This window comes from Dokdonia sp. 4H-3-7-5 (assembly GCF_000212355.1).
Classification (GTDB): Bacteria; Bacteroidota; Bacteroidia; order Flavobacteriales; family Flavobacteriaceae; genus Dokdonia.
Genome location: NC_015496.1, coordinates 2,817,103 through 2,841,364 on the forward strand (window position 1 = coordinate 2,817,103; position 24,262 = coordinate 2,841,364).

General features: G+C 37.5%; 18 protein-coding genes. 6 read left to right on the forward strand and 12 right to left on the reverse strand.

The features are described 5' to 3' along the window. Positions 1-40 precede the first annotated feature (40 nt). On the reverse strand, positions 41-1,474 hold the full coding sequence (locus KRODI_RS12540) for a sodium:solute symporter (protein WP_013751983.1): 1,434 nt from the start codon (positions 1,472-1,474) through the stop codon (positions 41-43). 87 nt (positions 1,475-1,561) lie between these two features. After that, entirely contained in the window at positions 1,562-2,797 is a 1,236-nt protein-coding gene (locus KRODI_RS12545) for an ABC transporter permease (RefSeq protein WP_013751984.1), read from the reverse strand. A gap of 606 nt (positions 2,798-3,403) precedes the next feature. Here KRODI_RS12545 and hisS point away from each other — a divergent pair. From hisS to KRODI_RS12565, 4 genes are read left to right on the forward strand one after another with little or no spacing between them, the layout of a single operon-like run. Next, complete coding sequence (hisS, locus tag KRODI_RS12550) at positions 3,404-5,077, forward strand: histidine--tRNA ligase (RefSeq protein ID WP_013751985.1); 1,674 nt, start codon at positions 3,404-3,406, stop codon at positions 5,075-5,077. A gap of 19 nt (positions 5,078-5,096) precedes the next feature. Beyond that, positions 5,097-7,571 (forward strand): YfhO family protein, encoded by a 2,475-nt coding sequence (locus KRODI_RS12555; RefSeq protein ID WP_013751986.1) that lies wholly within the window; start codon positions 5,097-5,099, stop codon positions 7,569-7,571. Beyond that, positions 7,571-8,854, forward strand: a complete 1,284-nt coding sequence (locus tag KRODI_RS12560; RefSeq protein WP_013751987.1) for a glycosyl transferase family 1 — start codon at positions 7,571-7,573, stop codon at positions 8,852-8,854. Before KRODI_RS12555 ends, KRODI_RS12560 begins: the two co-directional genes overlap by 1 nt. 9 nt (positions 8,855-8,863) lie before the next feature. After that, complete coding sequence (locus KRODI_RS12565; RefSeq protein ID WP_013751988.1) at positions 8,864-10,357, forward strand: lipopolysaccharide biosynthesis protein; 1,494 nt, start codon at positions 8,864-8,866, stop codon at positions 10,355-10,357. A gap of 94 nt (positions 10,358-10,451) precedes the next feature. On the opposite strand, the gene KRODI_RS12570 is transcribed toward KRODI_RS12565, so the two are convergent. The 4 genes from KRODI_RS12570 to KRODI_RS12585 all read right to left on the reverse strand — a co-directional run bounded on the left by KRODI_RS12570 (position 10,452) and on the right by KRODI_RS12585 (position 16,062). Next, entirely contained in the window at positions 10,452-11,003 is a 552-nt protein-coding gene (locus KRODI_RS12570; protein ID WP_013751989.1) for a hypothetical protein, read from the reverse strand. Positions 11,004-11,195: 192 nt separating this feature from the next. Then, entirely contained in the window at positions 11,196-13,385 is a 2,190-nt protein-coding gene (locus tag KRODI_RS12575) for a DUF4139 domain-containing protein (protein WP_013751990.1), read from the reverse strand. A 93-nt stretch (positions 13,386-13,478) separates the two neighbouring features. Then, complete coding sequence (locus KRODI_RS12580; RefSeq protein WP_013751991.1) at positions 13,479-13,895, reverse strand: thiol-disulfide oxidoreductase DCC family protein; 417 nt, start codon at positions 13,893-13,895, stop codon at positions 13,479-13,481. Then, positions 13,885-16,062, reverse strand: a complete 2,178-nt coding sequence (locus KRODI_RS12585; RefSeq protein WP_013751992.1) for an endonuclease MutS2 — start codon at positions 16,060-16,062, stop codon at positions 13,885-13,887. Before KRODI_RS12585 ends, KRODI_RS12580 begins: the two co-directional genes overlap by 11 nt. Before the next feature lie 120 nt (positions 16,063-16,182). On the opposite strand from KRODI_RS12585, the gene KRODI_RS12590 reads away from it, so the two are divergent. Then, the gene (locus KRODI_RS12590; RefSeq protein ID WP_013751993.1) at positions 16,183-16,848 is read left to right on the forward strand and encodes a uracil-DNA glycosylase; all 666 of its coding nucleotides are present in this window, start codon (positions 16,183-16,185) and stop codon (positions 16,846-16,848) included. A 254-nt stretch (positions 16,849-17,102) separates the two neighbouring features. On the opposite strand, the gene KRODI_RS12595 is transcribed toward KRODI_RS12590, so the two are convergent. The 6 genes from KRODI_RS12595 to KRODI_RS12620 all read right to left on the reverse strand — a co-directional run bounded on the left by KRODI_RS12595 (position 17,103) and on the right by KRODI_RS12620 (position 23,284). Further along, entirely contained in the window at positions 17,103-17,954 is an 852-nt protein-coding gene (locus tag KRODI_RS12595) for a substrate-binding domain-containing protein (RefSeq protein WP_013751994.1), read from the reverse strand. A 4-nt stretch (positions 17,955-17,958) separates the two neighbouring features. Then, positions 17,959-20,013 (reverse strand): polyphosphate kinase 1, encoded by a 2,055-nt coding sequence (gene ppk1, locus KRODI_RS12600; protein ID WP_013751995.1) that lies wholly within the window; start codon positions 20,011-20,013, stop codon positions 17,959-17,961. A 113-nt stretch (positions 20,014-20,126) separates the two neighbouring features. Continuing rightward, positions 20,127-21,017, reverse strand: a complete 891-nt coding sequence (locus tag KRODI_RS12605) for a nucleoside phosphorylase (protein ID WP_013751996.1) — start codon at positions 21,015-21,017, stop codon at positions 20,127-20,129. 3 nt (positions 21,018-21,020) lie between these two features. Beyond that, positions 21,021-21,950, reverse strand: coding sequence for a hypothetical protein (locus tag KRODI_RS12610; protein WP_013751997.1), 930 nt, complete (start codon positions 21,948-21,950; stop codon positions 21,021-21,023). Positions 21,951-21,998: 48 nt separating this feature from the next. After that, positions 21,999-22,331: a translation initiation factor gene (locus KRODI_RS12615; protein WP_013751998.1), complete on the reverse strand. Its 333-nt coding sequence runs from the start codon at positions 22,329-22,331 to the stop codon at positions 21,999-22,001. A gap of 2 nt (positions 22,332-22,333) precedes the next feature. After that, the gene (locus tag KRODI_RS12620) at positions 22,334-23,284 is read right to left on the reverse strand and encodes an isopenicillin N synthase family dioxygenase (RefSeq protein ID WP_013751999.1); all 951 of its coding nucleotides are present in this window, start codon (positions 23,282-23,284) and stop codon (positions 22,334-22,336) included. A 242-nt stretch (positions 23,285-23,526) separates the two neighbouring features. Here KRODI_RS12620 and KRODI_RS12625 point away from each other — a divergent pair, with 242 nt between their 5' ends. Then, the gene (locus KRODI_RS12625) at positions 23,527-24,165 is read left to right on the forward strand and encodes an SDR family oxidoreductase (protein ID WP_013752000.1); all 639 of its coding nucleotides are present in this window, start codon (positions 23,527-23,529) and stop codon (positions 24,163-24,165) included. Positions 24,166-24,262: the final 97 nt, after the last annotated feature.

Sequence of the window (24,262 nt, forward strand, 5' to 3'; positions counted from 1 at the left end):
CTAGGCTTTTTTTAATCACGCTTTCGCGAAAGCGTACCTATTATTTTTTAATAATAAGCAGTCCTAAGAACGTTAAGGCACCATTCAAGATCAAAATAAAGAAGCCAAATTCAAACCCAACCGTTGAAGCAAAAGCGCTTATAAAGTAGGCTAGAATAGGCGAAGCTATCGCAACGACAGGGACATACTTGTCGTTTACATTCCACTTTGTAAATAAGCCGAAGGCATAAAGTCCTAATAGCGGACCGTAAGTATATCCGGCAAAGGTGAAGAGTTTTGCAATTACCGTAGCATCTGCAATTACATATTTAAATATGATGATTACAAGTATAAGCACTATAGACATAGCGATGTGTATGCGCTTGCGTATGGCAACTTGTTTGATGGCGTCGTATTTCTTTTCAATCTCTAATATGTCTATACTAAAAGAAGTAGTAAGTGATGTAAGGGCGCTGTCTGCACTAGAATATGCTGCAGCAATTAGTCCTAGTAAGAAAACAATTGCAAGCCCTATTCCTAAACCGCTATTTACGGCAATAGTAGGAAAGAGTTCATCTTTATGTGCATCGATGCCATTTTGAGAAGCATATACTGTAAGTAGTAAACCTAAAGCAAGAAAAACGAGATTTACAATAGTAAGCACGATGGTAAACCAGAACATATTTTTTTGTGCGTCTCCTAGGTTTCTACAGGTAAGATTTTTTTGCATCATATCTTGATCAAGTCCTGTCATTACAATAGAAATGAAAGCCCCAGATAAGAATTGCTTTACAAAGAAGTCGCCGCTTTTCCAATCGTCAAAAAAGAAAATCTGACTCATGTCACTTTCAGAGATCAGGTTCACTACGGCACTAGCATTCAATCCCATCTCGTCACTTACAAAGTAAATAGCAACACCTACCGCGATGAGCATAAAGAGTGTCTGTAAGGTATCTGTCCATACAATTGTTTTGATACCTGCTTTAAAGGTGTATAGCCAAATTAGAAGTATAGTAATCGTTACGGTTACAAAAAACGGAACACCCATCTCATCAAAAACAAGTAATTGCAATACGTTTGCTACTAAGTATAGTCTAAAACTCGCGCCTATAATTCTGCTTAATAAGAAAAAAGAAGCTCCCGTTTTATAAGAGTACATACCAAATCTTCCTTCAAGATAAGTATAAATGGAGGTAAGGTTTAGTTTATAGTATAGTGGTAGTAATACAAGACTTATCACAGCATAACCCACAGTGTACCCAAGTACGACTTGAAAATAACTAAAATTAGAAGCTTCAATCCATCCAGGTACAGAAATAAAGGTAACTCCAGATAGTGAGGCACCTATCATCCCAAAAGCGACAAGGTACCAAGGGGATTGCTTTCCTGCTTTAAAAAAATCTGTGTTAGAATCTCCTCTACTTGTAAGGAAACTTATAAGCATTAAGATACCGAAGTATCCTCCAATGAGAAATAAAATATGAATGGGTTGCATACATGAATCGTTAGGTCATACGAATATAGCCTTTTGATAAATAATTGCAGATTGTAAGAATAAAATTATCTAGATAATTACTACGCACTACTCATAGCGCAATGACTCTACTGGATCGAGTTTAGCAGCTTTTATAGCAGGAAATAATCCAGATAGAATTGCAATCACAAAAGTGATAATAGTAGCCGCAATGATTGCTCCCCAGGGAGTTGTAAATACAAAACCGGCAACAGAGGCTATTAGTGCTCCTATACTTATACCAAGTATGATTCCTAGAAGTCCGCCTAGTTGCCCTACGATAATCGCTTCATAAAGAAATTGTGCAGCAATTACAGATTTTTTTGCGCCTAGCGCTTTCCTTACACCTATCTCACGTGTACGCTCTGTTACAGAAACTAGCATAATATTCATAAGGGCAATACATGAACCAAAAATGGTGATAATACTAATTACCCAGGCTGCAACACCTAATACACCAGTAATCTCACTAATCTGATTAATCAGGTCATCACTACGTCCTATACCAAAGTTATTTTCTTCTACAGGGGAGAGACCGCGTATGTTTCTAAAGGTTAAGATCGCTTCTTCCTCAGCACTATCTATATACTCGGCATCTTCTACCATTACACTCACATTGTAATTGATATTAGCTTGTGTAAACATGGTTCTTGCTACTTGTATCGGGATAAGTACTCGTAAATCTTGATTATTCCCAAAGGTGGCACCCTTTTCCTCAAGCATCCCAATCACGTTAAATTTAGTACCCCGTATACTTATCGTTTTTCCTATAGGGTTATCATTCTTAAAGATATTTTTATAAAAATCACTTCCTAGTATACACACTCGGGTATTATTGTCTACGTCAAAAGAAGTGAAGTTTCTTCCTTTTTCTAGCTTGAGCCCAGAGTTGTTTAAAAAGTTCTCATTAACACCAACTACGCTTGCTTCTGGATCTGTTTTATCATTTTCATACTTCACCTCAGCACTTCGTGTTCCTTGAAAAGAGATAGCCGTAAGCGCAGTAGGATAATTGTATTGTTCTGTAAATTCCTTTACTTGACGATAGCCTATAATCGGGTTTATGACTTGCTTTTCATCAGAGCGCCTAGAGGTAAACTCATAACGTTGTAAGTTAAATGTATTACTTCCCATACTTGCAAAATCTGAGCTTATTGTATTCTCAAGCGCCTTTACAAGGCTAAGTATACCTACTAAAGCCGTAATTCCTATCGCAATAATAAAAACGGTTAAGACAGTTCTAAGAAGCTGACTTTTGATACTATCAAAGGCAATACGAAGATTCTCGCGGAAGAGTGAAAACATATTTTTAGATCAGAATTGGTTGGAACAATTTACAATAAGACTATCAAGTGGTCAAAACGTTACCATTATTTCTAGATTCTTTTTTGTTTTAGCTTTTAGGAGCGTATTAAGTTCTGTGTATTTGCTAGCGTTTCCTCCCGCTTTCCGTTGCAATTCCTCAGCATGGCCACGCCATTGCTTGCGGGATTTACACTACAATCGGGGCTATAGAGCATTGTTTTTGCGTAGCGACTCACATGAGTAAAAGAGAATGAAATAAGAAGTCTTGTCAAAGTTTCAAAATCTTGCTCGCAACCCCTCATTTTTTAAGATATTTGTGCAATGCCGTTTGCTACCGTTGCTATTGAGCTTACAGTAATTTTTCTGTAAACAACACCTCGGTAATTATTTATATCAAATAGCTTTTGGTGAGTGTTTATCACGTTTTCGCGAAAGTGTAAAACAGATACTTATCTCTAAAAATCTATTTCTTTGATGAGAGAGTCATGAAAATGGAAGCAAGAGTAATTACCTCTAGCATAATTAAAATTTAAGGTGATATTCTAAAAGAATCAATTGCCAGATTACCAAAATAAAAACGTAAAGGATTAACGTCTAACATATAATATGAGTACAAAACCTTCTATACCTAAAGGAACCAGAGATTTTTCACCAGAAGAAGTTGCAAAGCGCAGCTATATTATGAACACCATACGCACGCAGTTTCAGCGTTTTGGTTTTCAGCCTATCGAGACGCCTAGTTTTGAAAACAGCAGCACATTGATGGGTAAGTATGGAGAAGAAGGTGACCGCTTGATATTTAAGATTCTTAATAGTGGAGACTATTTGAAAAGTTTCAACACCTCTCTTATTGAGCTAATAAAAAAAGCATTGTTCGATTTCCAAAAATTTTTAAGGAACTCGGAGGGTGATTTACAACTCGAAAATTTCGAAGAGTATTTCACAAAAGTTTTACCTCAAATCATTAAATCTTCTAGAGAAATAAAATTAGAAGAAGGCAAAACCAATTTTACGAGGCTAACGAACGATTTATGGTATTTTATTAAATCAACTATAATTAAAGAAGATAAGCTAGAGATTTTAAAAAATGCGAATAATGAAGTCCTAACCGACCTAACTCTAGTTATTTATGGAAATTATTATTTTAATTTAAAAGAAACTCATCTAGGAGGATATATCTCAGAAAAAGCACTTCGTTACGATCTTACCGTGCCTTTTGCGAGATACGTAGTACAACATCAGAATGATATAGTATTCCCGTTTAAGCGTTTCCAGATGCAACCTGTATGGAGAGCAGACCGCCCACAGAAAGGACGTTTCCGCGAATTCTATCAGTGTGATGCAGATGTGGTAGGAAGTGATTCTCTATGGCAAGAAGTAGAGTTTGTACAGTTATACGATGCTGTTTTTAGCGCATTAAAGTTAGAAGGAGTGACTATCAAGATGAACAACCGCAAGGTTCTCTCAGGTATTGCAGAGGTGATAGGCGCAAGTGATAAACTCATAGATTTTACCGTAGCGCTAGATAAGCTTGATAAAATAGGAGAAGAGGGCGTGACTAAAGAAATGCTTGCCAAAGGCATTACTCAAGAGGCGATAGATAAGGTAGCACCGTTGTTTACATTATCTGGAACGTTTGGTGATCAGCTAGCAACACTTAAAACCTTGCTTGCAGATTCTGAGACGGGAATGGAAGGAATTAACGAACTGCTATTTATCAATGACGCCATTGAGAACTTAGGTTTACAAACAGCAACATTACAACTAGACGTAACCCTAGCCCGCGGACTCAATTATTACACGGGAGCTATTTTTGAAGTAAGTGCTCCAGAAGGTGTAAAAATGGGAAGTATAGGTGGCGGTGGTCGCTATGCAGATCTTACAGGTATTTTTGGGCTTAAAGATATGAGTGGCGTTGGGATCTCTTTTGGTCTAGATCGTATTTACCTCGTGATAGAAGAGCTAGGCTTATTTCCAGAAGAGACGACAGAAGGTGTAAAAGTGTTTTTTGTAAACTTTGGTGATCAAGAAGCGGGTTATGCAATGAAAGCGATAAGCAAGCTACGCCAATCAGGAATCTCAGCCGAGTTATATCCAGATGCCGTGACGAGCAATAAGCAAATGAAAAAGCAAATGACCTACGCAAACCGACGTAATATTCCGTTTTTAGTACTTGCAGGAAAAGAAGAGATGGAAGCAAAACAATACACGCTCAAAAATATGGTAGAAGGCTCACAAGAAACTGTAAGTATAGATGAGCTAGTAGCCGCTTTGAAATAAAATTTAAACAGAGCCAACCTTGAAGAACGGAAAGGCTCCGCCACTAACGACTATTGACTTAACACCTATGAACATCGATTTTAAAAAATTCCTTCCGCATATTCTAGTTGTACTTGGCTTTATAGTCGTGGCGCTGGTTTACTTCAATCCGGTGTTATCTGGAAAGCGCATTTATCAAAATGATATCAAGCTCTATGAAGGGATGGCAAAGCAACATCGAGATTTTAGAGCAGAGACGGGTGAGGAGACTTACTGGACTAATAGTGCCTTTGGAGGGATGCCTACTTATCAGATGGGAGCGAGGTTTGAGTATGATATGATGGATAAGTTGGACCGTGTGATTCGCTTTTTACCACGCCCGGCAGATTATCTTTTTCTATATTTTATATCCTTTTATGCATTAATGCTTGTGATGCGCGTCCCTTGGAAGCTCGCCGTAGTTGGCGCACTTGCCTTTGGTCTGTCTACGTATCTCATTATTATTATAGGCGTAGGGCATAATTCAAAGGTGCACGCCATCGGGTATTTCCCGCTTGTTCTTGCGGGTATTATACTTACGTATCAAAAAAGATATCTCTGGGGATTTTTACTCACTGCCGTTGCAATGGGACTAGAAATACAGGCTAATCACTACCAGATGACCTATTATCTAGGGTTGCTTTGTGTGATTTTAGGGATTGCATACCTCATAGATGCTATCAAGAAAAAACAACTTCCACATTTCTTCAAAGCTTCGGGAATACTAGTAATTGCTGTATTATTAGGTCTCGCTACAAACGCAACCACCTTACTTGCTACTGCAGAGTATGCAGAGACAAGTATACGTGGCGAGCAATTATTAAAAGATGACCTTGCCAAAGACGCCGTAGAAGACGGTCTTGGTTTTGATTATATCACACAGTGGAGCTACGGTAAGCTAGAGTCTCTCAATCTCATCGCATCAGATTTTATGGGAACTGGTACCGCTGCCGATTTGGGTCGTGATTCCGCTTTCGCGAAAAAATTAAGCACATTAGGAGTTCCTGCAAACGAAGTAAGTTATTATGCTCAAGGAACGAGATTATACTGGGGAGAACAGCCATTTGTAGAAGCTCCTCCATACCTTGGAGTAACTGTTTTTGCACTTGCATTATTAGGACTGTTTCTAGTAAATGGAAGATTGCGCTGGTGGTTACTTGCAGGTATGATCGTTTCCCTAATATTAAGTTGGGGAAAGAACGTAGAAGGAATTACACGTTTCTTTATTGACTATGTGCCGTTGTACAATAAGTTTAGAGCGGTTACGAGTATACAGGTAATTTTAGAGTTGTTATTACCTATTGCAGCAATGGTAGGCTTGCACAGATTCTTTTATGACCGCGTAGATCAAGCCGAAAAGCAAAAGAAGTTACTTATCGCTATAGGTTCGCTAGCAGGGCTTTTTGTGGTACTCTACCTTTTTAGCGGAAGCTTATTTAACCTACGCTCTGCCGCCGAAGGACAGATGGCCATCGAGCAACCAGAAATATTAAATGCCATAAAAGAAGATCGACTTGCTGTATTGAAAAGTGATGTGTTGAGGTCTTTATTATTTGTGTTTTTTATAGGTGTAGCCTTGTGGTTAACACTCAAGAAAAAGATTTCAGAAAATATCGCAATAATCACCATTGGTGCGCTCATAGTTTTTGACCTTGTAGGTGTAGATAGACGTTCTGTAAATGAAGAAAACTTCATCACCCAGCGACAGTATGATCAGAACTTCCAGATTACTCCTATCGATGAAGAAATCAAAAAGGATGATAGCTACTTTCGTGTGATTGATCTTGCGAGAGGATTTAATAATAGCCATACTTCGTACTATTTCAATTCGCTTAACGGATATTCTGCCGTTCAACCGCGTACGATAGATGATTTATACAATCAGCAGATTGCTCAAGGGAATACCGAGGTGCTTAATATGTATAATGTAAAATACATCCTTCAAGACAGCGAGCAGGGTATGAAAATAAGTAAAAACCCCGAAACAAACGGTCCAGCTTGGTTTGTAAATGAGATACAGTATGTACCAGATTATAATGCAGAGTTTGATGGTCTCACTAAAGTAGACACAAAAAATACAGTACTCATCCGTGAAGAATATCGTGAGGAATTAGGAAACTTTCAGCCGCAACGTGATAGCACGGCTGTGGTAAAAACTAAAGAGGTGCAACCTAACAAACTCGTGTACCAAGTAGAAAATGGAAGCGATGGCTTTATGGTTTTTGCAGAGAACTATTACAAAAATGGATGGATTGCCACGGTAGATGGTGTTGAGACTAGCATCTTGCCAGTAAACTATGCCTTGAGAGGCATAAAAGTACCTGCAGGCACTCACGAAGTAGTAATGACTTTTGAGCCACAAGTGGTAAAAACGGGAGGGATGATTATGCTAGGCAGTAGTTTATTACTTTTCTTACTAGTTGCCGGAGGAATATTCTACACGGTAAAAAACCGTTATACAGAAGCACAGGCTTAATGAATAACAAGGTACTCATCATCGCATATTATTGGCCGCCTGCTGGTGGTCCCGGCGTGCAACGATGGCTCAAGTTTACAAAGTACCTGCCAGAATTTGGCATAGAACCTATAGTTTATGTTCCCGAAAATCCTAGTTACCCTATTATAGATGATTCTTTGGTTGCTGAGGTTTCAGGTAAGGTGACCGTGATTAAACAACCTATTAAAGAGCCGTATGGGTGGGCGGGGACGCTTTCGCGAAAGCAAACTAAAACCATCTCATCGGGTATTTTACCCAAAGAAGGAAAGCAGAGTCTGTTGCAAAAAGCGATGCTCTACGTGCGTGGTAATTTTTTTGTACCTGATGCTAGAGTAGGATGGGTAGCACCTTCTGTAACGTTTTTGAAGAAATATATCGAAGAAAACGATATTGAAAAAATCATCACTACAGGACCACCACACAGCCTACATCTCATAGGGAACCAACTTAAAAACTGGAAGCCTAGCCTTAATTGGCTAGCCGATTTTAGAGATCCGTGGTCGACTATTGGGTATCACGATAAATTGCGAATGACCGCCAAAACAAAAGCGCGTCACAAGCAGTTAGAAAAGCAAGTACTTACCACTGCAGATCATATAATTGTAACCAGTCCTGGAACAAAAAGAGAATTTCAAGCGATTACCGAAAGACCTATTACGGTTATCACAAACGGGTTTGATGATAGAGTAATCACACGATATAAACCTACAGAGCGATTTATATTATCTCACATTGGTTCTTTACTCTCAGACCGTAACCCGCAGTTGTTGTGGAAGGTGTTGAGAGAATTAAGTGATGAGTTACCAGCCTTTTCTGAAGCGCTAGAATTACAACTTGTAGGGAAAGTAAGTCAAGAAATCATTGACGAAATAACGGCAGCAGGTCTCAAGTCACAATTAAACCTTGTAGGTTATGTAAGTCACCAAGAAGCACAGCGTTTACAAGAACAAGCAAACGCCCTACTTCTTATAGAAATCAATGCCGAAAAAACAAAAGGCATTATTGCCGGAAAACTCTTTGAATACCTAAGCGCACAAAGACCTATAGTTGCCATAGGTCCTGAAGGAGCAGATCTAGGAGCTATTATAGAAAAAACAGCGACAGGCAGTTTTGTAGATTACAGTCAGGAAAAAAAGTTAAAAACAGTAATTAAAGATTTATTTACTGGTGGCTATAAGTATGCTAGTAATGAAAACGAAGTAGCTAAGTATCATAGGAGAGAACTCACAGCACAACTGAGTAATTTAATAGCGCATCTATAATGTCATAACGTGGGAATTGTATTAAAACAATCTTTTCAGAATCTTATAACGACTTACTTAGGCTTTGGACTAGGAGCGGTAAATACGTTGTTTCTGTACGTGAATTTCATGAGCGATACGTATTATGGTTTAGTGAGCTTTATTCTTTCTACGGCTTTTATTTTAGTGCCGTTTCTAGCTTTTGGTGTTCAAAATACGATGGTAAAGTTTTATTCTTCTTTTGAAGGAGAAGATCAAGATCGCTTTTTGAGTTGGATGCTGTTATTGCCATTATTCTTAATTATACCTCTTACTGGAATCACCTATTTCTTACATCAACAAATAGCAGATTTCCTTTCGTCAAAAAATGAGATTGTTGCTGGTTATGTTTGGTATATTTTCATCATAGCGTTGTCTTCGGCGTATTTTGAGATTTTCTTTTCTTGGTCAAAGGTGCAGCTCAAGAGTACATTTGGTAATTTCTTAAAAGAGGTTTTTCATCGCTTAGGGGTTACACTGCTACTTGTTTTACTAGCAATATCTGCAATTGATGTAGATACCTTTATAATTCTAACAGTCGTAATTTATATAGTTAGAATGATAATCATGATGGTGTATGCCTTCAAGCAGCGTAGGCCGTTAATCACATTTTCGCGAAAGCGTGCGAATACCACTTCAAAACTTGATGTGCAACGTACTTCAATTATTAAATATTCTACACTTATAATCATCGCGGGATCTGTAGCGACTTTACTTATAGATATCGATAAGTTTATGATAGGGAAGTATGTGGCGATAGAGAATGTGGCTTACTATGCTGTTGCTATTTACATCGCTACGGTGATTGGTGTGCCTTCTAGAGCGATGCATCAGATTACGTATCCTATGGTGGCAGAGATGCTTAATAAAAAACAGTGGAGTGAGATGAGTGTGCTATATAAAAAGAGTAGCTTGAGTTTGCTGGTAATTTCTGGTTTGTTGTTTCTCCTTATCGTTTGTAACATTAAAAGCTTGTACTTACTCGTAGGTCCAGAGTATGCTACTGGCCTGTATGTGGTACTATTTATAAGCGCTTCAAAACTATTAGATAACTGCCTTGGGATCAACAATGCAATCATTTTTAATAGCGATTATTATCGCATCGTGCTAGTAATAGGTGTGGTTGCCGTGATTGTAGCAATTATATTGAATATGATTTTGATTCCAGCATTAGGGATTAATGGAGCAGGAGTTGCTACGCTTATTGCTACAGTAGGATATTCTGTTGCTAAGCTTCTTGTGGTACAATCTAAATTTAAAATGCAACCATTTTCAAAGAATTCGCTTAAGATATTTGGGCTGATTATAGGTGTGTTTTGTCTTTGCTATTTTTGGGATTTTAATTTAAACCCAGTAGTAGCAATTGCTTTAAAAGGCTCGCTTATTACTATAGGATATTTATTGATTTCTTACGTATTCAAGCTATCTATGGAGATCAATATTGCTATGGATAAAGTACTCAACATCGTTAAAAAGAGAGATTAATTTATTCCATAGAAAAACCCCAGTCTGTAATGAAACAGACCGAGGCTTTAAAAAACCAACCAAAGTTATCGTTTAGTCATCGTCGGGATTATCTCTAACCTCTGAGACGCTTATTATTTTTAGTATTCACTTTTATTTTATTTGCTTTATAAGGTGCGTTGTTTCCGCGTGCAAATCTTGAAAGCTTTACAATACGGCCGCTTCTGTTATAAATAACGTGCATGTCGCCTACACGAGCTAGTTTGCCATTTTCATAACGAAGTGCAACAGTACCTATTTGATTTACTTTTCCTTTTCGGTTATAGTTTATGACATTACGGCCTACTTGATAGATGTCTCCGCGACGATCATATTTTACAAAGCTGTTACCTCTGTATGGAAAACTCACTCCGTAAGTTGTACCTGGTGTACTTTTAGCATATCCTCTGCGACCTTGATTGCGAATTTGAAAACGTTCTCCAGAACGAGCAAAATCAAACTGTCCATTTATAAAAACTTCAAATTCAACACCACGTTCTGTAAATGTGATAGACTGTGGCTGGTTGTAACGTTTCCCTTTTTCTATAGTGTGATCGAGATCTGTCACTGTGTTTGCTTGTGCAGTCATTCCTCCTAGGAACAATACTGCGAGTAATAGCTTTTTCATATTAAAAGTATTAGGGTTTATACGTTACCGTCTTTCGGTATGCGCTTGTTAGATAGTTTGCAATCAGCGTGCCAAAAATGAAAAAATACTGTTATGTGCTGTATTCATAGGCGTTCACGCTTTCGCTAAAATGTGAAATGAATCATACATTTGCAATTTGTTGTGTACAGTGCGAAGACCTTCTTGTAGGTTTTAAAGATTTACTCTTTTATGCTTAGGATATTTTAGTTCATAACTGAATTCCTTTTTTGAACTATCTGATGGCGCAAGTTTTATTATCCATTCAAGCAAACCTGTATCCTTATCATAAGTTGCATCAGAGGTTTCGATATCATCTACTTTGATTTCTTTGTTTTGAGATACAGGAACACGATCTACCATCTTTAGATTGATACCTGTACTTTTATTATTCTTCACTGTTGTTGAGTACGCCATATCGACAATGCGTTGCGAACCAATAAATGAAGTTGACTTAAAGTTATCTAGTTGTTTGCGCTTTACGACGATATTTGGATCTACGCCAAGTGATACAGACAACTCCTTTGTTGTCTCTAGCGGATTGATATACGTCTTACCAGAAAAACTGCCTTCAAAGTAGATATTTGCTTCTCCAGGAAGTAAACTATAACGCACCCAGTCTTTTATAGAAGCTGTAAGAAATACATTTTCATTAATAGCAGGAGCGACAAAATATTCATAGGTTGCTGGTACCTCAAACTTATCAATTTCTATAACTGTCACATCTCCGTCGGAGTCAATTGAGTATTTCTTATTGATTTCAAAAGTAGTGGTGGTGATTCCTTCTGTTTTGGTGTCTCCAGTGGCTGTTAATATTGAGTTCTCAAATCCATTCTCGGTTTTAATGATTACCACTCCATTTTTTGCTTTAGCGCCATAAATCGATGTAGCGCTTAGACCTTTGATTACTTTTATATCTTTTATGTTACTAGCATCTATATCATTGATTTCTCTAATTGATTTTTGAGAACTAAACGGAACTCCATCAATAATAAATAATGGGGGATTACTAGAACTTATAGATGAATAGCCTCTTATTACAACATTTGTTGAGCCACCAGCCAAACCTGATGCGTTATTTATAGCCACACCTGAAGTTTTCCCTGAAAGAATATCATTAAGTGTATAATCTTCTTTCTTTGCAGGTTTTGGTGATTGCCCCCTTTTAGACCCAGATGTTCCATAAGCGACAACAACTACCTCTTCCAGCGCATTATCTGCTTCTAGGTTTGCATTGATAATACTCGCATGAATGGGAATTTCTGAAGTTTTAAATCCTACGTAAGAGAACTGTAACGTTTCTCCTTCGTTTACTTGCAGTGTGTACTTTCCATCAAAGTCAGTTTGCGTCCCGTTTGTTGTTCCTTTCACTACTACAGTTGCTCCTGGTAGTGGTCCATTAGTTTCAGTCACGATACCTGTGATTGTTTTAATAGTTGGGTTGTATTTATAGTTGTAGGCCTTCGTAGCATTACTATTGTTACGGTAATTACGATTTACAAAACGTAAGTACTTTGTGTCAATAGTTGGCTTAAGGTTATTAGTGTTAGGATCTCCTGTTGATAATACAAGATTCACATCATCCCAGTCTATTCCTGTTTTTTGATATAAATGAGCTTTATAAGATAATTGTAAAGGTGCATTTGTAGTAATTGCTTTTAAGTCATATTCTGGATACCAACCTGCTTCGCTTACATTATAGGTGATTTTAAGTTTTAAAGTCTCTCGCTGCTCACCATTAAGTTTTAGAGTAATCTGTCCTTTACTTTTTTCTTCTGTGACATTAAACTCATTAAATTGCTTCGTGAGGTCATTTACACGACGCTGTAAATTTGTTTTTTCAATTTCGGCATCGAGAATAGCATTTTTGATTTCGGTTACTCGTTTTCTGTAGTAAGTAGATAGTTCCTTGATTTTAGCTAGATCTATTTCTGTGGTGTTGCTACCTAGTCGTTGGTTGGCTGTAATTACTTCTTCCTCTTTATGTAAACCATTCATGAGGCTATTGAGCTTTAGGATATCTGTCTCAAGTTTGGTTTTTAAACTTCGCAGACTGTCTACTTTCTTCGTATTAAGTTGTTCTGTGAGATAGTTAATTCCGAAGTTAATAGAGAGTATAGAGGTATTTTTTAAGCCAGAAATCTGGATGCTACTTTCATCAATATCGTTTGAGAGGTTATCAAATAGAAAGCTATTTGTTCCCTCTGTAACCATAACATCCGCAGTACGCTCTATTTGTGCGCCGCTTAAGTAGACAGTTACTTTTGATAGGTTAGTACTTTTAGTTTGTGGTGGGGTAGAAGACGCTTTCGCGAAAGCGTAACTCATAAAACATAAGGCGAGTAATAATGTAGTTCTTTTCATTGGTGTGATTTTTATAGTTGGTCAAATCTATAAGCACACCATTGGAAATAAAACAGCTATTGAGCGAGTGGGTTATCTTAATGAGTGAACGAGCTATTGTGGCTGTTCGTAATCTAAAAACTTGCTCTTAAGCTCAGGAGTAGGGATCATGCAAGCATCTTTTTTACCAAACCACTTATAGCGATTGCGGGCTATAAAATCATACACAGCATTGCGCAAAAACCTCGGAAGAATTAAAAACACAGCCAATAAAGGCCATCCACCATAAAGATGCTTTGCAATGCGAAGCGCCGCCGTAGATTTTGAGTAGGCTTTATCTTCTGTAACTAAAATAATAGAGTCTATCTTATTGAGGTCTATATGATGCTTTGCAGCAAGGTTTTTGCCAACCTCGCTTTGCAAAGGCGCATATCTAAACACATCATTTTTATCACGTTGTATGATAAAAGTGATGGCGCCGTTGCATAAGTTGCAAACTCCGTCAAAAAGGATAATTTTTTTATTTTGCATTCTTCTTCTTGCGTTGTACAAGTTCTAGTTGCTCCAGAGAGACATTTGTAGTAAACATTCCGTAATCTACAGTGGCTTTACCTTTTTCTATGTTATCAATAACACCAACAGCCTTCCCATCAAACATGCGCACGCGATCTCCTTCTTTTAAAGTCACCTTTGGCTTCATTGCTTCGGGTTCTTTTTTCTTAGCCTCCTTCTTTTTCTCGCGTATTACTTGTACATGTTTTTCTGCTTCTTTTTTTGTGGCAAGCTCTTTTGCTTTATCAGCTTTTGCTTGCTTAGCACTTTGTTTTTTACGCTTGCTATTTTCTATCTGTACGATTTTCATAAACTCTGCTACGAGTTCGCGTTTTTTCTTATCGTGGTAGAATTTTTTACTGATTCCATCTAGTTTTGTACCTAGATAAATCAAGCGCTGGTTGCTATCATACAGTTCTTGATAAGCCTCGAGCTTACTTTGTACTTTCTCATTTATTTCGGCAAGCTGTGCTTTTTCTTTTGCCGCTTGTAGTTCTTTCGCTTTAAGCGAACTCGTAGTTTTTGAGAGTTTGCTGCGTTCCTTTTGTAGGTTTGCGATACTCTTGTCAAAACGTATTTTGCCACGCTCTACCTTCTTCTTTGAGCGATTGATAAGCGAGTAGGGGATGCCATTTTTTTGTGCTACCTCAAAAGTAAAGGAGCTACCAGCTTCTCCCATATGTAGTTTAAAAAGTGGCTCCAACGTGCGTGCGTCAAAAAGCATATTTGCATTTACAATCTCTGGCGTTTCATTTGCCATCATCTTGAGGTTTGCGTAGTGCGTGGTAATAATTCCAAAGGCCTCGCGCTCGTGAAAAACTTCTAGAAATGTCTCTGCCAGTGCACCACCAAGCTCAGGATCTGATCCAGTACCAAATTCGTCAATGAGGATAAGCGTGTTTTTATCGCACTTCTTTAAGAAGTAATTCATGTTCTTAAGGCGATAACTATAGGTGCTCAAGTGATTTTCTATACTCTGGTTGTCACCTATATCTGTAAGGATTTTATCAAATAAGCACATGCGTGAATACTCGTGTACAGGTATGAGCATTCCACTTTGTAACATTAATTGAAGTAATCCTACGGTTTTAAGTGTAATACTCTTTCCACCTGCGTTAGGTCCAGAAATCACAATAATTCGGCTTCCTTGATCTAGATGAATATCTTGTGGGTAGGTTTTTTCTTTTTTAGCATTATTACTTAAAAGCAATAATGGATGATAGGCTTCTTTTATAGTGAGTTCGCGATCTGTAGTGATTTTAGGCAGTAAGCCATTCATCTTTTCGGCGTACTTCATTTTAGCCGCAATCAGATCAATATCACTGAGCAACTCTTGATATTCTTCAAAAAGCGGAATATAAGGTCGCATTCTATTTGTAAGCTCTTTGAGTATACGTTTTACCTCTTCATCTTCTTCAAAAACTAAGTTATTAAGCTCTCTTTGTGCCTGCAATGTCGCTTCTGGCTGGATGTAGGTAATACTTCCAGTCTTTGAGCTTCCCATAATAGAACCTTTAACTTTACGTCTGTGCATTGCAGTAACAGCAAGCACGCGCACATTATCTACTATAGTTTCTCGTATATCGTCCAGATATCCATATCCAGCGTACTGACCTAGTGCGCTAGCAAAACTTGAATTAATACGTCCTTTAGTTTGGTTAATTGCTCTACGTAATGTGCCCAGTGTAGGTGTTGCATCATCACGTACCTCGCCGTATTTATCAATAATGCGCGTGATGGTATCAATAATATCTGTAGTATACTCTGTCTCTCTTACCGTATTATATAAAGTAGGGTAGAGCTCCTCAAATTTCTTAAAGAATTTGAGGTGAATATTTACAGTCTCAGAAATACTAGAAAGTTTTTTAAAACTCCCTTTTTCTAAGGTACTATCTTCAATAGCAAGATACTTCACCTCATGATCAAGACTATCAAAACCATGATTAGGTATCGCGGCATCTGCAGTGCGAGAAGAGAGATATTCATTAGTTTGATGAAGCCCAAAAATTGCTTGTTTAGGAGTAGGGTAAGGCTCTATAGCTAGCGCCTTTGCCTTTCCTTTGTCTGTAGTACAGCGCTCTGAGACTTGCTCACATACGGTGTCAAACTCTAAATCTTGTAATGTTTTACTAGTGATCTTTATCATAGGGATCTCGCTTTCGCGAAAGCGTAATAGAGCCACAAACGACTCTTGTAATTATTTTGTTTTTCTATAGCTTTGGGTTGTCTAATAATAAGAACAAACTCCTTAACAAAAATACGGATAATGCACGTAAAAATAGAAGCAAGCTGGAAGCAAGAACTCAAGGAAGAATTTGATAAGCCATATTTTAAATCTCTTACAGATTTTGTAACACAGGAGTACCATACACATACCTGTTATCCACCCGGCGAAGAGATCTTTTCGGCTTTTGATCATTGTCCCTTTGATAAGGTTAAGGTGGTGATTATAGGTCAAGATCCGTATCATGGAGCAGGGCAGGCTAACGGATTATGTTTTTCTGTACAAGATGGTATTGCTCATCCACCGTCACTTAAGAATATATTTAAGGAGCTAGAAACAGATGTGGGAATAGCTACACCAGCTTCTGGAAATCTTGATAAATGGGCAGCTCAAGGGGTTTTACTTCTTAATGCAACGCTTACGGTACGAGCAGGTGAGGCTGGATCACATCAAAAACAAGGATGGGAGCATTTTACAGATGTGGTGATAGATACGCTTTCGCGAAAGCGTGAAAACATTATTTTCCTACTTTGGGGAGGATTTGCCAAAAGGAAAGGAAAGAAAATAGATGCTTCAAAACATTTTATACTACTCTCTGGGCATCCATCACCGCTAAGTGCAAATCGCGGTTACTGGTTCGGTAATAAGCACTTTAGTAAGGTAAATGAGATTTTATTGAGTAAAGGAGAGGCTCCCATTGAATGGTAGATTAAGACAAAAAAAAACGACGCCGAAAATTTGAATTAGCTTTCAGCGCCGTTTACTTTAAAGGTTGAATGTTATTCTTCTTCTTCCTCTGCTTCAGGATCTGTAACTTCATTACATGAAAATTGCAATAGCAGGAAATTGATAGCAATAAGGATTGCTATCACACTAAAAAAAATGGTCATTAGAAAAAATGTGTAGTTTGTACCCTATAGATGCATATCTATGGGAAAGGTTGCGTGAGTATGTAGTAAATATTACAGCGTTGCTTTAAAGAGACTCGCTTCGAGCTTATTTTCAATCATTTTTAAATCTGCTAGTCGAGATTGTATGCGCTCAATTTCTTTGTTTGTGATTTGCTCTTGAGACCAAGTGGTCATCGTGAGCCATTTCTGAATATCTTCTAGCTGTTGCTCATATCTATTTGCAAGCGTGCGGTCTATAGAAGGTATATTTTTAAAATCTGCCGAAACTGTATTGATGGTTTCTAGTACGACATTAATAGCGTCATTATGTTCAGCAATAAAATCTTCTCTACCCGCAATCACAAAGCAACTCCAAGGCGTAGGAAAATCACCTAATCTCTTGAAGACTCCTTTATCTACAATAGGTTTTGTAGTAAAGTGTTCCCACATAAAATAATCTGCAGTACCTTCTGTAAGTGCTGTAATAGCGCCATCCAAGGTGTTAATTACTTTAAATTTAAGTTCATCCGTATTCCACTCTCTTTGTTCTGCTTGAACGTGAGCCATTACGTGTGATCCAGAGCCATAGCGGCTTATTGCACATACTTTGTCCTCAAGTTCTTCTATAGTTTGTAATGTGCTGCTGCCAGCAACGTGAACACCCCATTGCAGTGGAGAAGATACAAATATTTGTAAAATTTTTGACGGGTTACCATTTGCGATATCCTTAATGATCCCACCAGTTAGAATAACCGCAAGATCAATCTCATTATCACGTAAAGCTTTATTCATAGCGCCAGTACCTTCTGGAAAATCTATCCACTGTACATCTACTCCCTGTTCTTTAAACATTTCATCTTCTATCGCAAGATGCCATGGAAGGTTAAAATGTTCTGGTACTCCACCTATTCGTACTGTAGTCATATGCTTAATTGTACTTCGCTTTTAGATAGTCAAAAATAGCATATTGTGATCTAATTTTTGGTGTTTCTTTTTCTGCTTTCGCGAAAGCGTTATTCTCTTCTTTATTTTGAATACGAGCCTTGACATTATCTGAGAGCTGAATGTCAAAAATCTCTTTTAACTCCTTGCGACAATCTGCGTCTGTAATAGGCACTAATACTTCAATACGTCTATCCAGATTTCTTGTCATCCAGTCTGCACTGCCCATAAAAAGTTGCTCATCGCCATCATGGTTAAACCAGTAAATGCGACCATGCTCGAGATATCTATCTAAAATTGAAGTCATATAGATATTCTCGCTCAGCCCTTTTACTCCAGGGATAAGAGCGGTAAAGCCGCGCACAAGCATTGTGATTTTTACTCCGGCTTGACTCGCTTTATAGAGCAATTTAATCATATCCTTATCCTCAAGGCTATTCATTTTTATCTTGATCTCTGCGTGTTTTCCAGATTGAGCAAAATCAATCTCATCATTGATGAGCTTTTCAAAAGTGCGTCGCGTGGTAAAAGGCGAGACCAATAAATGCTTGTTGCGAGGTACAATGAGGTCTCCTTCTAGCACTTTAAACACACGGTTTAATTCTTTGCCCAGTTTCTTATCTGCCGAAAAGAAACCATGATCTGCATAGATTTTTGAGGTTTTTGCATTAAAGTTACCAGTGCCTATATAAATGTATCGGCGGTTTTTACCTTCCTCTTTGCGCTTTACAAGTAATATTTTTGAATGTACTTTGATACGTGGATAGCTATAAATAACAGTAGCTCCTTTTTCTTCAAAAGTGCGTCCCCAAGTAATGTTATTCTCTTCATCAAAGCGAGCTTTTGCTTCTATAAAGATGAACACCTTTTTACCATTATCTAACGCCTTAAGAAGCGCCGAAGTAAGTGGAGATTCACTTGCAACACGATACAAGGATATCTTTATTTCTGTTACATCTTTATCCTCTGAGGCCTGCTCTATAAAACGCTCCACATAATTAAAAGACATAAAAGGAAAGTGTACGAGATGATCACGTTCTTTTAATACCTCAAAATAGTCTGTAGCTTTCTCGAGCGCATTATGTTTTATTAAGGGTTGTTTTTTAAAGTGTAGCTCAGGATTTTCTGTAGGATCCGGAAATTTAAAAAAGTCGTTAAAGTTATGATAGCGACCGCCTGGCATCATATCAACTTTACCTACACGCAAGAGCTTGCGCAATTTTTTTGCGTCATCTTTATCCATAGATGCATCATAAAGCAATCTTGTAGGCTGCCCTTTGTGGCGTCTCTTTAAGGATTCATAAATACGATCTGCAAGAATACCGTCAAGCTCATCATCTAGATATAACTCTGCATCTCTAGAGATTTTCACTTCAAAAATCCCACGTATTTCCTCATCAGGAAAAATTGTATCCATTTTATAATGAATAATGTCATCAATAAAAGTAAGATAGTGCTCGCCATTATCTTTAAGTAGGTGTACAAAACGATCTACTTTATGGGTAGGGATAGTGACAAATCCCACCTTTGAGCTGTCCTTAAAAAGTACGTAAAAGTACAGTGACTGATCTTCTAGAAAAATATCATTCTTGGCTGCAAGGTCAACCTTTTTTACATCAAGATGTTCTCTTATGGTAGAGGTGTACCAACCATCTGCAAGAATTTTATGCTTGTCTGTGTAGGTTTTTGAGGTAAGGATGTGGATATGATGCTTTTCAAGTTCTGGGATAATCACTTTTCTAAACGTGTGACCAAAACGTTGCTGCTGCTCATGTACCGTAGCTTTTATCTCTTTTACAATTTTATTTGGTTTGAGGGATAATTGCTTTCTAATTTCTTTTTTTACTCTTTTGAGTTGGCGCAACTGTGACACGCGAACTCTAAAAAACTCATCGAGATTAGTAGAATATATCGCTAGAAATTTAAGACGCTCATACAGCGGATTATTCTCAACATCCTCAGCTTCTTGAAGTACTCGCTCATTAAAACTAAGCCAGTTTAAATCTCTATGTCTATAATTATCGTCGGTAAGTTTAATCATCTCAGGGTATTTACTCAAATGTACAAAAGCACTACCCTGAAAGGATTAAGTCTATGTTAAAAGAGGAGCAATAAATGCTCCTCTTAAAGTAAATGATATTGACCTAAAGCGTATTAATCTTTAGTAATCGCGTCAAGTGTATACTGGATAAGAGCTTCGGTCTGCTCTGTAGGTTGCTCGCTAAATGTCATATTTGCTCTATTGGCAATAATACAATTAAGAGACACAGCACGGTGTCCTAGTAATTTTGCAAGGCCATATATTCCAGAAGTTTCCATCTCTAGATTAGTAACCTTAAGTTCTTTGTTAGTTGCGCTTTCGCGAAAGCAAAAAGTTCCCAATTTGTCATTCATGTTAGCGTCAGTTGTTTTAAGTCTTAACACTCTTCCTTGCGGTCCATAAAATCCAATATTTGTAGCAGTAAATCCATCGACCATTTTGTCTGAAGCAAATTTATCTGCAAGTTGCTCATCGCAAGCCACTACATAAGGATCACTTTTTTCTGGTGCCCATGACATGTGTTCTATAAAAGCTTTTTGGATTGCTGGATGCTGTACATGTTTACTATCATAAAAGTGGAGTAGGGCATCTAGTCCTATCGCATAGCGGCTCATTAAGAAAGAGTTTACAGGAATGTATGCCTGGATAGAACCACTTGTACCTATACGTACAATATCTAAGCTAGTGTGCTCTTTATTTATCTCTCTTGTTTCTAGATTTATATTAACTAGCGCATCAAGTTCATTGAGTACAATGTCGATGTTATCTGTACCTATTCCAGTTGAAATAACTGTGATTTCTTTTCCTTTATAAGTTCCGGTGCTTGTTTTGAATTCGCGTTTTTGTGTTGTAAAACGCACACTGTCAAAATATTTTGTCACCGTATCTACACGGTCAGGATCTCCTACAGTTATTATTGTAGATGCAAGGTGTTCTGGTCTTAAATTTAGGTGGTAAATACTACCGTCTGGATTAAGTATAAGTTCTGATGGTGCTATTGCCATGTATTAAGCTTTTGTAAGTTGGTGGTTATCGTTTTTATAAACGTATTCATATTTTGATGCACCTCCTAATGTGCAGGGGTACTTCATTTCTTTAAAAACATTGTATGAATTGTCTAGAATGTTATTTGCTTTCTCTGTGAGGGTAAGACGACCTTCTATGTCCGTAAAAAATGAAGACATGCGAGTTATCATTTTTTTGATTTGTATATCACCGTAGCCATAGTAACCTTGGTAATTGAGCATATAACCACATAATTGATGTGGTGTTTTAATATTATACTTTCTTATGAGTCTAAGCATATTTGTCTCTAGCGTATTGAGCCCTGTAATTACACTAGGAAAACGTTCTTTATGAGCGCTTATACAATTAGATAGATAGGTGAAATTAGAATCTTTGGCTCTTTTTGGATCCAACTTAAGAGGGTCTTTACCACAATAAAGTCTCCATAAATCATCTGCAATAAAAAGGTCATGATTATTGAGAAGCACTTTATCATTATAATGACTCAGTAATTGCTTTTCAAATAATTGAGAGAGCGCAAATAAATCCTTTTCTCCAGAGATCCTGCCACTGCATACTAGATAAACGTTTCCTTTATATCCACGAGATTTTATAAAACTTATACAGGCGAGCATATTAATATGGCAAAAAAGGTCATATTCAAACCACAGTATAATTTCTTCGTAATGATGAGCATCTGCAATAATTGCTAGCTGACTCCCAAATTTCTCATCATAATCTCCCGCTTGGTCAGGGTAGTTGTTTTTAAAAAAATCAACACGTGTTTTTCTAAAAGCGCTACTCGTAAGATCTACTATGGTTTTTCCCTCACAAAGCATTTCTCTCCATACTGCATAATCACCTTCTATTTTCATAGTTAATAGGCGGTCATTAAGACTGTCACCATTAGTAACGTGTAACGTTTTCTTCATAATACGGAGGGATATTTTAAAATGGCAACAGGTTAAATAATAGATGTACTAGCCGCCTACACGCTTTGTTTTGAAGCCTTTTTCTTTTAAAAAGCTCATGATGCGATCTCTGTAATCGCCTTGAATGATAATACTTTCATTTTTAAAACTTCCTCCTACACCTAGTAAGACCTTAATCTCTTTAGCAAGGATTTTAAAGTCTGATGTTTCTCCAGTATAACCTTCAATTATTGTAATGGGTTTGCCTTTGCGTTTCTCATATTTACAAATGAGTGGGTCATTTTGAATCCAGAGCGTATCTTCTATGTCAAGATTTTCTATAGGATCTTTTTCCGGAGTGTGATCTGGAAAAAGATTCTTTAATTGATCTCCTAAGTCCATACTTATTCTTTAATCAATCCTATTTCTACAAGGCGCTGGTGTAAAAACTCTCCAGCTGTGATATCCTCAAATGCTTTAGGGTGCTCTTCATTTACACACTCATCAAGACAGTTAAGTTTCATATCTGATCGTGGGTGCATAAAGAAAGGAATGCTGTAACGAGCCGTCCCCCATTCTTCTTTAGGTGGATTAATCACACGGTGTATGGTAGAACGTAACTTATTATTAGTATGGCGCTCCAGCATGTCACCTACATTAATCACAAGCTCATCTTCGTTAGGTATAGCGTCTATCCACTCTCCATCTTTACGTAATACTTGAAGACCTCCAGCAGATGCACCCATTAATAACGTAATCAGGTTAATGTCTCCATGTGCTCCTGCACGTACTGCTCCTTTAGGCTCTTCACTGATAGGTGGGTAATGAATAGGGCGCAAGATGCTATTTCCATTATTTGCCCAGTGGTCAAAATAGAATTCATCAAGACCTATATAAAGCGCTAGCGCTCTAAGTACATAAATACCTGTCTTCTCAAGCATGCGATATGCTTCCATACCTTTTTCATTGAACTCAGGTAATTCTGCTACTTCAATGTTTTCTGGATATGCTTCGGCAAGGTTTGCGTCTTCGTCTGCTTCTTGTCCAAAATGCCAAAATTCTTTTAAATCTCCTTCTTTCTTTCCTTTTGCATGTTCTTTACCAAAAGAAATGTAACCACGCTGGCCACCACCACCTTCTATTTCGTACTTTTTCTTAGTATCTTCTGGAAGGGCAAAAAAGCCTTTCACATTCTTATATAATCCGTCTACAAGTTGGTCATCTAGAAAGTGATTCTTCAGTGATACAAATCCTATGTCTTCATATGCAGAACCTATTTCTTGAACAAATTTTGCTTTACGATTAGGATCTTCACTTAAAAAATCTGCGAGATCTACACTTGGTATATTATTCATCTTTTCCTTCTTTAGGGTTGTGTTACGAAGATAAGAATTTTCTATAGGTTTTATCAGTAGTTAATAGGGGTGAAGACGTGATTTTTTAGGGTTACGCTTTCGCGAAAGCGCACTCTTAAAAGTTTCCTCATAGTGTTAATAACTTTAATGAATAACTTAAATATTGTCGTATTACTATTAAATCATAGTTAAACTGAGCCCCATTTTTTTCAAAAGATGCGGTAAGCCCGTACCTTGAGGTCATGGAACAGATATTAGTAGCAGGTGCACATGGTACCACAGGAAAAAAAATAGTTAACTTATTAAAAGAATCTCAATATTTCAACCCGATTGCAATGGTGAGAAAAGAAGAGCAAAAAAGCTTTTTCGAATCACAAGGAGTAGATACGGTTATGGGAGATCTAGAAGAGGATGTAAGTCCCGTTTTTAATCAATCATACGATAAAGTACTTTTTGCAGCAGGATCTGGAGGAAAGAAAGTAGTAGAGGTTGATCAAGAAGGTGCAAAGAAAATGATTGACGCATCAAAACAGCATGACATTAAGAAGTTTGTAATGTTAAGCTCCATGGGAGCAGATAATCCATCTGAGGCAGAAGAGTTACAAGATTACTTGAAAGCAAAGCATAATGCAGATGAATATCTTAAAGATAGCGGATTAAATTATGCTATTGTAAGACCTGGAAGTCTTACAGATAACGAACTAACGAATAAAATAGAGCTTGCCGAAAAGCTGAATAAAAGAGGTGAGATAAGCCGTAATGACGTTGCACAAACCTTAGTACGTACATTAAATGATGACGTAGCTAATAAGTCAACATTTGAAATCATTAAAGGAGAAACAATCATTGCAGACGCTTTAAATAAAGTAGCCGTACATTAATAAAGTACGACCGACTAAAAAAATGCGACTTCCCTAAGGAAGTCGCATTTTTTTTGCTCTTTATTTTATAGTATAATTATCTAAGACGAACAGGCAG

Excerpts from the sequence above, each read along its gene's own strand:
- KRODI_RS12540 (WP_013751983.1), bottom strand. The coding sequence starts at position 1,474 with ATGCAACCCATTCATATTTTATTTCTCATTGGAGGATACTTCGGTATC.
- KRODI_RS12545 (WP_013751984.1), bottom strand. The coding sequence starts at position 2,797 with ATGTTTTCACTCTTCCGCGAGAATCTTCGTATTGCCTTTGATAGTATC.
- hisS (WP_013751985.1), top strand. The coding sequence starts at position 3,404 with ATGAGTACAAAACCTTCTATACCTAAAGGAACCAGAGATTTTTCACCA.
- KRODI_RS12560 (WP_013751987.1), top strand. The coding sequence starts at position 7,571 with ATGAATAACAAGGTACTCATCATCGCATATTATTGGCCGCCTGCTGGT.
- KRODI_RS12570 (WP_013751989.1), bottom strand. The coding sequence starts at position 11,003 with ATGAAAAAGCTATTACTCGCAGTATTGTTCCTAGGAGGAATGACTGCA.
- KRODI_RS12575 (WP_013751990.1), bottom strand. The coding sequence starts at position 13,385 with ATGAAAAGAACTACATTATTACTCGCCTTATGTTTTATGAGTTACGCT.
- KRODI_RS12580 (WP_013751991.1), bottom strand. The coding sequence starts at position 13,895 with ATGCAAAATAAAAAAATTATCCTTTTTGACGGAGTTTGCAACTTATGC.
- KRODI_RS12585 (WP_013751992.1), bottom strand. The coding sequence starts at position 16,062 with ATGATAAAGATCACTAGTAAAACATTACAAGATTTAGAGTTTGACACC.
- KRODI_RS12590 (WP_013751993.1), top strand. The coding sequence starts at position 16,183 with ATGCACGTAAAAATAGAAGCAAGCTGGAAGCAAGAACTCAAGGAAGAA.
- KRODI_RS12595 (WP_013751994.1), bottom strand. The coding sequence starts at position 17,954 with ATGACTACAGTACGAATAGGTGGAGTACCAGAACATTTTAACCTTCCA.
- ppk1 (WP_013751995.1), bottom strand. The coding sequence starts at position 20,013 with ATGATTAAACTTACCGACGATAATTATAGACATAGAGATTTAAACTGG.
- KRODI_RS12605 (WP_013751996.1), bottom strand. The coding sequence starts at position 21,017 with ATGGCAATAGCACCATCAGAACTTATACTTAATCCAGACGGTAGTATT.
- KRODI_RS12610 (WP_013751997.1), bottom strand. The coding sequence starts at position 21,950 with ATGAAGAAAACGTTACACGTTACTAATGGTGACAGTCTTAATGACCGC.
- KRODI_RS12615 (WP_013751998.1), bottom strand. The coding sequence starts at position 22,331 with ATGGACTTAGGAGATCAATTAAAGAATCTTTTTCCAGATCACACTCCG.
- KRODI_RS12620 (WP_013751999.1), bottom strand. The coding sequence starts at position 23,284 with ATGAATAATATACCAAGTGTAGATCTCGCAGATTTTTTAAGTGAAGAT.
- KRODI_RS12625 (WP_013752000.1), top strand. The coding sequence starts at position 23,527 with ATGGAACAGATATTAGTAGCAGGTGCACATGGTACCACAGGAAAAAAA.